At 66.4% G+C, this 13,229-nt stretch carries 13 protein-coding genes; 6 read left to right on the forward strand and 7 right to left on the reverse strand.

Translation table 11 applies throughout. The annotated features are described in order from the left end of the window. Positions 1–32 precede the first annotated feature (32 nt). Positions 33–1,076 (reverse strand): rod shape-determining protein, encoded by a 1,044-nt coding sequence (locus tag QTI24_RS27930; protein WP_028249609.1) that lies wholly within the window; start codon positions 1,074–1,076, stop codon positions 33–35. Positions 1,077–1,301: 225 nt separating this feature from the next. On the opposite strand from QTI24_RS27930, the gene gatC reads away from it, so the two are divergent. From gatC to gatB, 3 genes are read left to right on the forward strand one after another with little or no spacing between them, the layout of a single operon-like run. Further along, the gene (gene gatC / locus QTI24_RS27935; RefSeq protein ID WP_286604884.1) at positions 1,302–1,601 is read left to right on the forward strand and encodes an Asp-tRNA(Asn)/Glu-tRNA(Gln) amidotransferase subunit GatC; all 300 of its coding nucleotides are present in this window, start codon (positions 1,302–1,304) and stop codon (positions 1,599–1,601) included. Continuing rightward, entirely contained in the window at positions 1,598–3,085 is a 1,488-nt protein-coding gene (gatA, locus tag QTI24_RS27940; RefSeq protein WP_286604886.1) for an Asp-tRNA(Asn)/Glu-tRNA(Gln) amidotransferase subunit GatA, read from the forward strand. Before gatC ends, gatA begins: the two co-directional genes overlap by 4 nt. A 15-nt stretch (positions 3,086–3,100) precedes the next feature. After that, positions 3,101–4,588, forward strand: a complete 1,488-nt coding sequence (gene gatB / locus QTI24_RS27945; protein ID WP_286604888.1) for an Asp-tRNA(Asn)/Glu-tRNA(Gln) amidotransferase subunit GatB — start codon at positions 3,101–3,103, stop codon at positions 4,586–4,588. 127 nt (positions 4,589–4,715) lie between these two features. On the opposite strand, the gene QTI24_RS27950 is transcribed toward gatB, so the two are convergent. Together QTI24_RS27950 and pyrE are read right to left on the reverse strand one after the other, a co-directional pair. Further along, entirely contained in the window at positions 4,716–5,384 is a 669-nt protein-coding gene (locus QTI24_RS27950) for a DUF4124 domain-containing protein (RefSeq protein ID WP_286604890.1), read from the reverse strand. A gap of 24 nt (positions 5,385–5,408) precedes the next feature. Beyond that, positions 5,409–6,092, reverse strand: coding sequence for an orotate phosphoribosyltransferase (pyrE, locus tag QTI24_RS27955; RefSeq protein WP_286604892.1), 684 nt, complete (start codon positions 6,090–6,092; stop codon positions 5,409–5,411). Positions 6,093–6,105: 13 nt separating this feature from the next. On the opposite strand from pyrE, the gene QTI24_RS27960 reads away from it, so the two are divergent. Next, the gene (locus tag QTI24_RS27960; RefSeq protein ID WP_286604894.1) at positions 6,106–6,909 is read left to right on the forward strand and encodes an exodeoxyribonuclease III; all 804 of its coding nucleotides are present in this window, start codon (positions 6,106–6,108) and stop codon (positions 6,907–6,909) included. 25 nt (positions 6,910–6,934) lie between these two features. Here QTI24_RS27960 and QTI24_RS27965 read toward each other — a convergent pair whose 3' ends face one another. Then, positions 6,935–7,840 carry a LysR family transcriptional regulator gene (locus QTI24_RS27965; RefSeq protein WP_286604896.1) on the reverse strand — a complete coding sequence of 302 codons (906 nt, stop codon included), beginning with the start codon at positions 7,838–7,840 and terminating at the stop codon, positions 6,935–6,937. Between the two features lie 100 nt (positions 7,841–7,940). On the opposite strand from QTI24_RS27965, the gene QTI24_RS27970 reads away from it, so the two are divergent. Further along, positions 7,941–9,200, forward strand: coding sequence for a flavin-dependent oxidoreductase (locus tag QTI24_RS27970; protein ID WP_286604897.1), 1,260 nt, complete (start codon positions 7,941–7,943; stop codon positions 9,198–9,200). 32 nt (positions 9,201–9,232) lie between these two features. Further along, complete coding sequence (locus QTI24_RS27975; RefSeq protein WP_286604899.1) at positions 9,233–10,195, forward strand: tripartite tricarboxylate transporter substrate binding protein; 963 nt, start codon at positions 9,233–9,235, stop codon at positions 10,193–10,195. Between the two features lies 1 nt (position 10,196). Here QTI24_RS27975 and QTI24_RS27980 read toward each other — a convergent pair whose 3' ends face one another. The 3 genes from QTI24_RS27980 to QTI24_RS27990 are packed head-to-tail and all read right to left on the reverse strand — an operon-like array spanning position 10,197 to position 13,228. Continuing rightward, a complete protein-coding gene (locus QTI24_RS27980; RefSeq protein WP_286604900.1) occupies positions 10,197–10,904 on the reverse strand; it encodes a GntR family transcriptional regulator in 708 nt (235 codons plus the stop codon). 48 nt (positions 10,905–10,952) lie between these two features. Continuing rightward, a complete protein-coding gene (locus QTI24_RS27985) occupies positions 10,953–11,618 on the reverse strand; it encodes a cysteine hydrolase family protein (protein ID WP_286605000.1) in 666 nt (221 codons plus the stop codon). Beyond that, positions 11,618–13,228 (reverse strand): ABC transporter ATP-binding protein, encoded by a 1,611-nt coding sequence (locus QTI24_RS27990; protein WP_286604902.1) that lies wholly within the window; start codon positions 13,226–13,228, stop codon positions 11,618–11,620. The genes QTI24_RS27985 and QTI24_RS27990 overlap by 1 nt, the downstream gene beginning before the upstream one ends. Position 13,229: the final 1 nt, after the last annotated feature.

Raw genomic sequence — 13,229 nt, forward strand, 5'->3', positions numbered from 1 at the left:
AACGCGGGCCGGCCATTTGTGCATCAGTCGCATTATTCGCTTGTGAAGATGCTTCCGAGCCTGTCCATGCGCTCGAGTGCGATACCGCAGCCTCGCACCACGCAGGTCAGTGGATCCTCGGCCACGAGCACAGGCAGGCCTGTTTCCTCGGCCAGCAGGCGATCGAGGTCGCGCAGCAGCGCGCCGCCACCGGTCAGCATCATCCCGCGCTCGGCGATGTCGGCGCCCAGTTCGGGCGGCGTCTGCTCGAGTGCGTTCTTGACGGCCGAGACGATGTTGTTGAGCGGATCGGTCAGCGCTTCCAGCACTTCGTTGCTACTGATGGTGAAGCTGCGCGGCACGCCTTCGCTGAGGTTGCGGCCCTTGACTTCCATTTCCTTGACTTCGGAGCCCGGGAATGCGGAGCCGATGCTCTTCTTGATGACTTCGGCCGTCGGCTCGCCGATCAGCATGCCGTAGTTGCGGCGGATGTAGTTGATGATGGCCTCGTCGAAGCGGTCGCCGCCGACGCGGACGCTGCCCTTGTAGACCATGCCGCCGAGCGAGATCACACCCACTTCGGTCGTGCCGCCGCCGATGTCGACGACCATCGAGCCGCTGGCCTCGGACACCGGCAGGCCGGCGCCGATGGCGGCGGCCATGGGTTCCTCGATCAGGTAGACCGAGGTGGCGCCGGCAGCTTCGGCCGCGTCCTTGATGGCGCGGCGCTCGACCTGGGTCGAACCGCAAGGCACGCAGATGATGATGCGCGGGCTGGGCGTGAGCAGCGAACGCGGGTGCACCATCTTGATGAACTGCTTGATCATCTGCTCGGTGATCACGAAATCGGCGATCACGCCGTCCTTCATGGGACGGATGGCCTCGATGTTGCCCGGCACCTTGCCGAGCATCGCCTTGGCTTCGCGACCCACGGCCTGGATCACCTTCTTGCCGTGCGGGCCGCCTTCATGACGGATTGCGACAACCGAAGGCTCGTCCAGGACGATGCCCTTGTTGCGGGCAAAAATCAGGGTGTTGGCGGTGCCGAGGTCGATCGCGAGGTCGGTAGAGAAGTACCGACGGAAAGCTCCAAACATTGTGGAATCCTCTGGAGCACGGCATGCGCGTCGGCAGGCCGTCGCCCTCTTGCTGGGTCGTTTGACGGGGTGGTTTGAATCGTTTTTGCGGCAAATGCCGCCGCGTTCGCGGGGGTTGCGGCAAAGGCGGGATAATACCCGAATCCCCTGGCACTCCAACGTTTTGGCGCCCTTTTTGCGGGTTCCGAGTGCCCATGTTTTCACGGCCGCCAGCCTCTTTTTCCGATGTCCCTCACTTCTTCCGATATCGCGCGCATCGCCTCGCTTGCCCGGCTCCAGCTAGCTCCCGACGAAAGCGAGCGCATGCTGGGCCAGATCAACGGCTTCTTTGACCTGGTCGAGCAGATGCGGGCGGTCGACACCGCGGGCGTCGAGCCGCTCGCGCATCCGGTCGCCACGGTCGACGACGTGACGCTTCGCCTCGCCGAAGACGTCGTCACCGAACCGAACAACCGCGAGGCCAACCAGCGCAGCGCGCCGGCGGTCGAAAACGGCCTGTTCCTCGTCCCGAAGGTGATCGAATGAGCGCCGAACTGCATCAGATGGGCGTGGCGGAGCTCACAAAGGCCCTGCGCGAGCGCAAGGTCTCGGCGGTCGAGGCCGCGCAGCACCATCTCACCCGCATCCGGAAGCATCAGGATCTTGGCACTTTCGTGGCGCTCGACGAAGAATTGACGCTGACCCAAGCCCGCGCGGCCGACGCGCGGATCGCTGCCGGCAATGCGCCGGCGCTGGCCGGCGTGCCGATCGCGCACAAGGACATCTTCGTCACCGCCGATCTGCCGACCACGGCCGGTTCGCGCATCCTGGCGGGCTACCGCTCACCCTTCGACGCGACCGTTGTGCGCCGCCTCGCCGAAGCCGGCGCCGTGACGCTCGGCAAGCTGAGTTGCGACGAATTCGCGATGGGTTCGGCCAACGAGAACGTCGCCGTGCCCGCCCTCGGCTTCGACAGCGCGGTGCCTGTGCGCAACCCCTGGGACCGGGCGCGCATTCCCGGCGGTTCATCGGGCGGCAGCGCGGCCGTCGTCGCGGCGCGCCTGGCGCCGGCCGCGACCGGCACCGACACCGGCGGCTCGATCCGCCAGCCGGCGTCGTTCTGCGGCGTGACCGGCATCAAGCCGACCTACGGTCGCGCCTCGCGCTACGGCATGGTGGCTTTCGCGTCGAGCCTCGACCAGGCTGGCCCCATGGCCCGGTCGGCCGAGGATTGCGCCCTGCTGCTCTCCGCGATGTGCGGGCCCGATCCGGACCGCGATTCGACTTCGCTGGACAAGCCGGCGGAAGACTTCTCGCGCCGCCTCGGCGATTCGCTGGAAGGCCTTCGCATCGGCGTGCCCAAGGAGTTCCTCGGCGACGGCGTCGCACCGGGCGTGCGCGCGGTGGTCGACACGGCGTTGGCCGAGTACGAAAAGCTCGGCGCACGCCGCGTCGAGATCACGCTGCCGCGCACCGAACTGTCGATTCCCGTCTACTACATCCTGGCCGCCGCCGAGGCATCGAGCAACCTGAGCCGATTCGACGGCGTCAAGTTCGGGCATCGCGCCAGCAACTACCGCGATCTCGCCGACATGTACGCGCAGACGCGGGAGGAAGGCTTCGGCGACGAGGTCAAGCGCCGCATCATGATCGGCACCTACGTGCTTTCCCACGGCTACTACGACGCCTACTACCTGCAAGCGCAAAAGGTGCGCCGCATGATCGCGGACGACTTCCAGCAGGCCTTCAGGCAGTGCGATGTCATCGCCGGCCCGGCCGCGCCCACGGTGGCATGGAAGCTCGGCGAGCACGGCGGCGACCCGGTCGCCGACTACCTCGCCGACATCTTCACGCTGCCCGCCTCTCTCGCCGGCCTCCCCGGCATGAGCGTGCCTGCAGGCTTCGACGGCGGCATGCCCGTCGGCGTGCAACTCATCGGCAACTACCTGGACGAAGCCCGGCTGCTCAATGCCGCGCACCGCTTCCAGCAAGCCACCGACTGGCACCAGCGTGTGCCGGCCGGCTATTGATGGCGAAGAACTGACATGAGCGAAATCAACACTTTCGAAGCCGCGCAGAGCGGACGTCCGACCGGCCCGCTGGTGCGCGGCTACGAAGTCATCATCGGCTTCGAGACCCACGCGCAGCTTTCCACCGCGTCGAAGATCTTCAGCCGCGCGTCCACCGCCTTCGGCGCCGAACCGAACACCCAGGCCTGCGCGGTCGACCTGGCATTGCCGGGCACCTTGCCGGTCATGAACAAGGGCGCCGTCGAACGCGCCATCCGCCTCGGCCTCGCGCTCGGCTCGCACATCGCGCCGCGCAGCGTGTTCGCGCGCAAGAACTACTTCTACCCCGACCTGCCCAAGGGCTACCAGATCAGCCAGTTCGAGATTCCCGTCGTCCAGGGCGGCTCGGTGAGCTTCTTCCTGGGCGACGAGAAGAAGACCGTGCGCCTGGTGCGCGCGCACTTGGAGGAAGACGCGGGCAAGTCGCTGCACGAGGACTTCATCGGCCAGTCGGGCATCGACCTGAACCGCGCCGGCACGCCCCTGCTGGAGATCGTGACCGAGCCCGACATGCGCTCCACCGCCGAGGCCGTGGCCTATGCGCGCGAATTGCACAAGATCGTGACCTGGATCGGCATCTGCGACGGCAACATGCAGGAAGGCAGCTTCCGCTGCGACGCCAACGTGTCGGTGCGCAAGCCCGGCTCGCCGCTGGGCACCCGCCGCGAGATCAAGAACCTCAACAGCTTCAAGTTCATGCAGCAGGCGATCGACTACGAGATCCGCTGGCAGATCGAGGAGATCGAGGAAGGCCGCCAGATCCAGCAGGCCACGGTGCTGTTCGACCCCGACACCGGCGAGACCCGCGCCATGCGCACCAAGGAAGACGCGGCCGACTACCGCTACTTCCCCGACCCCGACCTGCCGCCGCTGGCGATCGCCGCCGAGTGGATCGAGCGCGTGCGCGCCGAGATGCCCGAGCTGCCGCGCGCGATGGCCGAGCGCTACGTGCAGCAGCACGGCCTCTCGGAATACGACGCCACGCAGCTCACGCAGAGCCCGGCTCTCGCCAGCTATTTCGACGCCGCCGTGAGCGCGGGCGCCGCGCCCAAGCTGGCCAGCAACTGGATCACCGGCGAGATCGCCCGACGCCTCAATCAGCAGGACATCGCCATCACCGATGCGCCGGTCACCGCGGCACAGCTTGCCAAGCTGATCCAGCGCATCAGCGACGACACCATCTCGAACAACGCCGCACGCACGGTCTTCGACACCCTCTGGACTGGCGAAAGCCAGGACGTCGACGCCGTCATCGAAGCCAAGGGCCTCAAGCAGATGAGCGACAGCGGCGCCCTGGAGAAGATCATCGACGGCGTCCTGGCCACCAACCAGAAGAACATCGACGAATACCGCGCCGGCAAGGACAAGGCCTTCAACGCCCTGGTCGGCCAGGTCATGAAAGCCAGCCAAGGCAAGGCCAACCCCGCCCAAGTCAACGCCCTCCTCAAAGCCAAGCTAGGCTGAACCCTACAAGGGCCCGCAAAGCGCGGCCCTTTCGCGGAACACCGCGGATCCGGCTCAGCCGGGCCGCAGGTGTTGCCCCCGGCAGGGGGTGGGCGGCCACACGAAGTGGGCAAGCCTGGGGGCGAGCCTATTTCGCCGCCCACAGGGGCTTGAGCCGCGCCTGCTCCTCGTCGAAGCGAACGTTCACGCGCTTCTTCTCGTCTTCCTGTTCGCCGATGAAACGATTCTGGACCGCCACACTGCGCGCGTTGTCCTCGACCTTGCGGCGGATCGAATCGGGCGCCTTGCTCGGGTCCTTCTTGTAGAACTCCAGTTCATCGTCGATTCGCTTGCGCTCGTCGGCGAGCTCGCCCAGTCGCTTCTTGGCGGCCTGGATCACCGCGTCGATCTGGACCAGCGCTTCTGCGCGTTCCCGGTCGTGCGCCATGGGCGTCGGGTAGCGGATCAGCAGCGCGCGTTCGCGCCGCCGCTCCTCCAACTGGCGGGCGGCCAGCAGTTGCGCCTGGCGCTCGCGCTCCTCCCGCTCGGCCTGTTCGCGCGCCGTGTAGGTGGGCTCGAGCTTGCGCCGCGTGGTGCCGCTCGGATTCAGTTCGCGCTGCTCGCGGTCGATGCAATCAGGGATCGGCCGGTCCGCGGTGATCGTGCGGCCCTTCGCGTCGGTGCAGCTGTAGATGCTGGGACCCGACCCCGCGTCGCCGGTCGCAGGACGAGCGCCGGCCTGAGGTTGTGCGTGCACCGCACCGGCCGCAGCCAGCGAGAGCGCCAGAGATGCATACAGTGCTTGGGTTCTCGCCAATGTCAATCCTTCAGACAGGTTGCATCAGCCTGCGCCGTACCGGGCCCTGTACGCCAGCACTCCCTGGCGGTGGGCGCCCAGTTCATCATCCGCGCGGCCTGAGAGGTACTGTAACAAGTCGTCAAGCGTTGCGATGGCAATTACTTGGAGGCCGAGCTGGTCGCGGACGTATTGCACAGCGCTGTGGTCCACATCCACGCCGTTTTCGGTCGCTTTCTCCTGGCGATCCAGCGCGATGGCGACGGCATGCGGCGTGGCGCCGGCGCCACGGATGGCGGCGATCGATTCGCGCACCGCGGTGCCGGCCGACATCACGTCGTCGACGATCAGCACACGCCCCTCGAGCGGTGCGCCGACCAGCGTGCCGCCCTCGCCGTGATCCTTGGCTTCCTTGCGGTTGTACGCAAAGGGCACGTTGCGCCCCCGGCGCGCAAGTTCGGCCGCGACCGTGGCGCCCAACGGAATGCCCTTGTAGGCCGGCCCGAAGATCATGTCGAACTCCAGGCCGCTGGCAAGCAACCGGTCTGCATAGAATCCCGCGAGCCGCGCGATCTTGGCGCCATCGTCGAACAGGCCCGCGTTGAAAAAATAGGGGCTCATGCGACCGGCCTTGGTCTTGAACTGGCCGAAACGCAGCACCCCCGACTCCAGCGCGAACTGCACGAACTCCTGTGCGAGCGCGCCGCCTTCTCCAATCTCTTCAGCCATAGGGAATGTCCTTGTGTTCAAACTGACCAGCCTCAACCTCAACGGCCTTCGATCGGCTGCCACCAAAGGTGTCGCCGACTGGGTCGCCGAACTGGCGCCGGATTGTATTTGCATGCAGGAGATCCGCGTCCAGGCGAGCGACATCGAAGGCCGCTTCGAGGAGATGGCGGGGCTCAAGGGCCACTTTCATTTCGCAGAAAAAAAGGGCTACGCGGGAACCGCCATCTATTCGAAGCATGCGCCCAGCGACGTGGTCGTCGGCTGGGGAGATCGCGAGTTCGACGCCGAAGGCCGCTACCTCGAACTGCGCTTCGACACGCCGAAACGCAAGCTGTCGATCATCAGCTGCTATTTCCCGAGCGGGTCCTCCGGCGAAGAGCGGCAGGCGGCCAAGTTCCGTTTCCTGAAGGGCTTCTTCCCCCACCTGATCGCGTTGAAGCGCGAGCGCGACTTCATTCTGTGCGGCGACATCAACATCGCCCACAAGGAGATCGACCTGAAGAACTGGCGCGGCAACCAAAAGAACAGCGGCTTCCTGCCCGAGGAACGCGCCTGGATGACGAACCTGCTCGACGCCGGCGCGGCGGGCGCCGGCCTGGTCGACGTCTACCGCATGCTCAAGCCCGACACCACCGACGAGGCCTACACCTGGTGGAGCAATCGCGGCCAGGCCTACGCCAAGAACGTGGGGTGGCGGCTGGACTACCACCTGGCGACGCCGAAGCTCGGCAAGCTCGCGCGCCACGAATCGATCTTCAAGACCATCAAGTTCAGCGACCACGCACCGATCACGGTGGACTACGACTTCACGCTGTGAAGCGCGCCGCGCCCATCCTCGTTCGCTAGCGCGACAGAGCGGGCAGCGCCTTCACCAGGGTGTCGCTGAACGAGCGCATGGCCTCGCTCTCGTGCGCGCCTCGCTTGGTGATGCGATAGAAATCCAGCTCCACCTTCGGCTTGACCAGCACGTCGGTGCGCACGCGGTGCCGCCGGCAGGCCGCCAGGGCGAAGGTCGGCATCACGGCGGTGCCGAATCCCGACTCGACCATCGAGATCAGCGTGCCGAAGAAGTTGAAGGCCTGCCGTTGCGCGTCGGCCCGACCGATTGCGCCCAGGTGCACGTCGATGACCTTCTGGATCGGATTGCTCTGCGGCAGCCCGATCAGCTCGGCGGAGCGCAGCGCCGACCAGGGCGCGGTGCCCGTGACGAGCGAGGCCTGCTCCGACTCCGCCGCGGCCACCCGCATCAAGTGGAAGCGCCCGACCGGCGCTCGATCCAGTCCCGGCGCGCCCTTGAAGAAAAAGCCCAGCCCCATGTCCGCCTCACCGCTCGTGACCATCGCCTCGACGTCACGCAGGTCGGCGTCGAACAGCTTCAGGCTGACCGACGGGTGGCTTTCACGGAACCGATGGAAGACCTGCGGCAGGAGGTGGGATGACACCAGTGGCGTGGCGGCGATGCGCAGTGTCTGGCGCGCCGCGTCACCTTCGACGCCGAGCTGCGCGGTGACGTCGTCCAGATCCGTCACGACTCTTTCGACCACCGGCAGCAGCCGCCGCCCCGCCGCCGTGAGACTGACCATGCGCGTGGTGCGATCAAAGAGGCGGCAGCCCAGCTGGCGCTCCATCTCGCGCACCAGCGTGCTCAGGCCGGCCTGCGTCATGTGCGCCAGCTCGGCCGCGCGAGTGAAGTTGCCGACGCGGGCGACGTGCAGGAACGCACGCATCTGGCGGACGGATAGATTCATACGACTTCATGATAGATCCATACGATATCTAAACTTCCCAAATGATCGACGACTCTGTCTAATCCGCTTTTCCTTGAATCAGGAAAAGCGGAAACAAGACATGAGCAAGCAAACTGAAGTCATCGTGCTGGGCGCCGGCATCGGCGGACTGACCCTGGCATTGAGCCTGCATCAGGCCGGCATCGCGTGCCGGGTCTACGACGCAGTGCCCGAACTGAAGCCCCTCGGCGTGGGCATCAACCTGCTGCCGCATGCGGTGCGCGAACTGAGCGAACTGGGCCTGATGCCCGCGCTCGATTCGGTGGGCGTGCGCACCCAGGAGGCCGTGTTCTTCAATTCGCATGGCCAGTTGGTGTTTCGCGAAGCCGCCGGCATCGCCGCGGGCTACGACTGGCCCCAGTACTCCATCCATCGCGGCGACCTTCACACCGCGCTGCTCGAAGCGACGCGCGAGCGACTCGGCGCGGATGCCGTGGTCTGCGGCCATCGCTGTGCCGGCGTGGACCAGGACGACACCGGCGTCACCGCGCGCTTCACCGCGCCGGACGCCTCGCCCTTGCCCAGCGTGCGCGGTTCGGTGGCCGTAGGCTGCGACGGCATCCATTCGGTGCTGCGCAAGCAGTTCTATCCGAACGAAGGCGCGCCGCGCTACTCGGGCGTCAACATGTGGCGCGGCACAGCAAAGCACAAGCCTTTTCTCTCGGGTGCGAGCATGGTGCGCGCGGGCTGGCTCGACCAGGGCAAGATGGTGATCTACCCGATCCGCGACAACGTGGACGACGAAGGCAACCAGCTCGTCAACTGGGTCGCCGAGATCCACGCACCGCAGCCGGCACTCCAGGACTGGAGCCGCGCCGGTCGGCTCGAAGACTTTCTCCCGGCCTTCGAGGACTGGCACTTCGACTGGCTCGACGTGCCGGCGCTGATCCGCTCGTCCGACTCGATTCTCGAATACCCGATGGTCGACCAGGACCCGCTGCCGAAGTGGACCCACGGCCGGCTCACGCTGCTGGGCGACGCTGCGCATCCGATGGTGCCGCGCGGCTCGAACGGCGCCGGGCAGGCGGTCATCGACGCGCGCTATCTCGCGGGTGCGCTGCACAAGCTGGGCGTCGGCAACGCAGCGCTGGAAGACTACGACCGCGTGCGCGTGAAAGCGACCACCAACGTCGTGCTCACCAACCGCAGCAATCCACCCGACGCGATCCTGCGCGAGGTGTTCGAGCGCTCCGGCGGGCAACGCTTCGACCGGCTGGAAGATTTCGTGACGCAGCAGGAACTGCAAGCCATTTCCGACAACTACAAGCGGGTGGCGGGCTACGAGCCGGCGGCTTTGAAGTCTCGCCCTTCCTACCTTTGAGACACGACATTCAGAACGACACGGAGACCCCGATGCGCCCATTGCAGAAGATCCTCGCCACCCTCGCGATGGCCGTCAGCGCCGTGGCTGCGCATGCCTGGCCCGACCAGCCGATCACGCTGGTGGTGCCCTACACCCCCGGAACGGGCATCGACCTGATCGCGCGCCAGCTGTCCGTGCGCTTGCCCGCCGCGCTCGGCCAGCCTGTGATCGTCGACAACGTGCCCGGCGCCAGCGGCAACATCGGCAGCGAGAAGGTGGCGCGCGCCAAACCCGACGGCTACACGCTCATGGTGCAGGTCAACACGCTGGTGATGAACAAGAGCCTCTACAAGTCGCTCGCCTACGACCCCGTCGCCGACTTCACGCCTGTGTCGCTCACTTCCTGGGGCACGCTGTTGCTGGTGACCAATCCCAACGTGCAGAAGACCACTTCGGTGGCCCAGATGGTGGCGGCCGCGAAGGCGGAGCCCGGCAAGCTGACCTATGCGACGCCCGGCGTCGGAACGCCTCACCATCTTTCGATGGCCTTGCTCATGCAGAACACCGGCACCGAGATGCTGCACGTGCCTTACAAGGGCACGGCCGGCGCGGTCACGGACCTGCTGGGCGGGCGCATCGACTACATGTTCCTGCCAGTGCACGTCGCGCTGCAGCACATCCAGGCCGGCAAGCTGAGGGCGATCGCGACCGGCAGCGACAAGCGCCTGCCTCAGTTGCCCAACGTGCCGACGCTGGCCGAGGCCGGCATCCAGGGAGGCAACGTCGACATGTGGTACGGCGTGCTCGCGCCCAAGGGAACATCGCCCGCCGTGGTCGCCCGCCTCAACAGGGAGATCGGCGCGATCCTGAAGCTGCCCGAAGTCGCGACCGCTTTCGAGGCGCAAGGCATGGTGCCGTCCGCGTCGACACCCGAGGAATTCGGCGCGCTGATCCAGAAGGACGGCCGGCGTTGGTCCGACGTGGTTCAGCGCGGCGGCATCACCGCGGACTGATTCAGCGCCCGGGCGGCGGCGGGCGGCCCGCATGCCGCGCCATGTGCACCTGGTGCAGCGTGATCTTGCGCACTTCGGACTGGCTGGTCTCGATGTGCGCGCGCAGCAGCATCGCGGCCTGATCGCCCCGATTCGCGCGGATCGCCTTCAGGATCTTGGCGTGCTCGTCGTAGGTGGCGTCGATGCGCGGCTGCTTGGTGAAGTCCAACCGGCGAATGATGCGGATGCGGTCGGTCACGTCGCGGTGCACACGCGCCATCTCGGCGTTTCCTGCGGCGGCAACGAGCGCGCAGTGAAAAGCCTCGTCCCACTGCGCCACCTGCACGGTGTCCGAACTGCGCTGCGCCGCCGGCACGAGCCAGATGCCGGCCAGCGCCTCGACCAGGCTGCGATCGACGCGATGGTCACTTTCGCAAAGCCGATGCACGGCCGTGGTCTCCAGCACCATCCGCAGGTCGTAGAGCTGCTCGAACTGGTCGAAGTCGAAGGGCAGCACGCGCCAGCCGCTGCGAAACAGCACTTCGACGAACCCTTCCTGTTGCAGCCTGAACAGCGCCTGCCGCACCGGCGTGCGCGAGACACCGAGCCGTTCGCTGATTTCGTTCTCGGTAAAGCGATCGCCGGGGACGAGGCTGAATTCGGCCACGTCGCGCTTGAGCTGGGCATAGACCTGATCGGCTCGCGTACGAAACGCGGGATCTGGAGCCACGGGCTCGGCGGGAGCGGCAGGAGATCGGACAGAGGACACGTGGGGATGTTAGTGCTTGCCGAGCGCATCCAACAGCGCGGCGCTCGGTGCCGTCCAGCCGACGATGGCGCCCTGGGCGCGGATCATCTCGACGGCTGCTGCCTTGAAGGCGGGAAAGTAGCTCTCGGTGCAGTCTTCCAGCAGCAGGCAGTCGTAGCCGCGGTCATTGGCTTCGCGCATGCTGGTCTGCACGCAGACCTCGGTGGTCACGCCGCCGAACAGCAGATGGGTGATGCCGCGCCGCTTCAGCATCTCGTGCAAGCCGGTGGCGTAGAACGCGCCCTTGCCGGGCTTGTCGACGACGATCTCGCCTTCGATGGGCGCGAGGGCGTCGATGATCTGGTTGCCCGGTTCTCCCATCACGAGGATGCGCCCCATCGGACCTTCGTCACCGATGCGCAAGGTCGGGCTGCCGCGATTGCGCTTCGCCGGTGGGCAGTCCGAAAGATCTGGCTTGTGTGCCTCGCGCGTGTGCACCACCAGGCCGCCTGCTTCGCGCCAGGCTTCGAGCGTCTTCTTCGTCGCTGGCACGATGGCTTCGAGCAGCGAGACATCGTTGCCCAGGGTTTCGCCGAATCCGCCCGGTTCTATGAAATCCCTCTGCATGTCGATGAGGACCAGCGCTGTCTTGGCCAGATCGAATTCGTAGGCGAAGGGGTTGGCGTCTATTTGCATCATGAAGCCACCGCAGAGTGATCCCCACCCCCCATGTGAGCTCCCAGTACATGTCTTTCGGCCGTGGCCGCGGCGGTCTCGAACACCACGCGTCCTTCGCTCATGACGACGATTCGATCCGCCATCTCGAGCAGTTCATCGAGGTCTTCGCTGATCAGCAGGACAGCCCCGCCACGCGCCCGCACCTGCACGATGCGGCTGTGAATCTCCGCGACTGCCGCGAAGTCCAGTCCGAACACGGGATTCGCCGCGATCAGCACATTGATGTCCCCCGCCAGTTCTCGCGCCAACACTGCTCGCTGCACGTTACCCCCAGAAAGCGATCGAATCGGCGCCCCCTCCCCCTGCGTCTTGACCCCATACTCGGCAATCCACTCGCGCGCCCTGCTGCGCCACAACGGAAAGTTGAGCACCCCGGCACCGAGTGCCTTCCAGGCCAACGGCGGCTGATCGAAATCACGCAGCGCCATGTTCTCCGCCACGCTCAGATCGCCGACGCAGGCGTTGCGCAATGGCTCCTCGGGGAGGCTTCGTACCTTCAGGCGCCGGTTCTCTTCGCGGCGGGCGGCGTAGGGCTCGCCCATCACCGATACCTTCCCTGCGAGCCTGGGCCGCTGACCCACCAACGCTTCCACCAGCTCGCGCTGGCCATTGCCCGAGACACCCGCTACGCCCAGGATCTCGCCCGACCGCACGCTGAGGCTCAGGTCGTGCACCGCCAACGTCCCCCGATCGCCCTGCGCCTGCAACCCTTCGACCCGCAATGCAACGGGCGCATCCACAGCTGTGTCGCTCATCGAATGCAGCGCACGCCCGATCGGCGCTGCCGTGTCGCCTTCAGGCGGCGGCGCTTCGCCCTCGCCCATCATCGCCGCCGCGAGCCTCGCAGGATTCGTCTCGGACACCTTGCAGTGGTGCACCGCCTTGCCACGACGCAACACCGTCACGCTGTCGGCATACGACATCACCTCGCGAAACTTGTGCGTGATGATCAGCACCGTGCACAGGCCGCTTCGCGCGAACTCGCGCACATGGCCCAGCACCTCGTCGGCTTCCTGCGGTGTCAGCACCGAGGTCGGCTCGTCCAGGATCAGCAGGCGCGGCTTGAGGTAGAGCTGCTTCAGCAACTCCAGCTTCTGCTTCTCGCCCGCCGCCAACTCGGAGGGCCGCATGTCGAGGTCCAGGCTGAAGGGCGTGGTCGCGAGGAACGCCTTGAGCTCGGCACGCGTGGACTTCCAGTCGATCACGGCCGGCGTCTTGCCGCCCGCCAGCAACAGGTTCTCCGCCACCGTCATGCCCGGCGCCAACGTGAAGTGCTGATAGACCATGCCGATGCCGAGCGCGCGCGCGACGATCGGGTTTGCGATGTCCTGCTCCCGGCCGTCGATGAGGATGCTCCCCTCCTCGGCCCGCTGGAAACCCGCCACGCACTTCACCAGCGTGCTCTTGCCCGCGCCGTTCTCGCCGAGCAAGGCATGCACGGTGCCGGGCTCGACATGCATCGTCACCCGGTCCATCGCCGTGAAGCTGCCGAAGCGCTTGGTCAGCTCGTAGGTGTCCAGCGCCAGCGCGCCGGTGGTGGGGGGCAGCGGGTCGACGGGCGCGATCATG

Source organism: Variovorax sp. J22P240, assembly GCF_030316855.1.
GTDB lineage: Bacteria > Pseudomonadota > Gammaproteobacteria > Burkholderiales > Burkholderiaceae_C > Variovorax.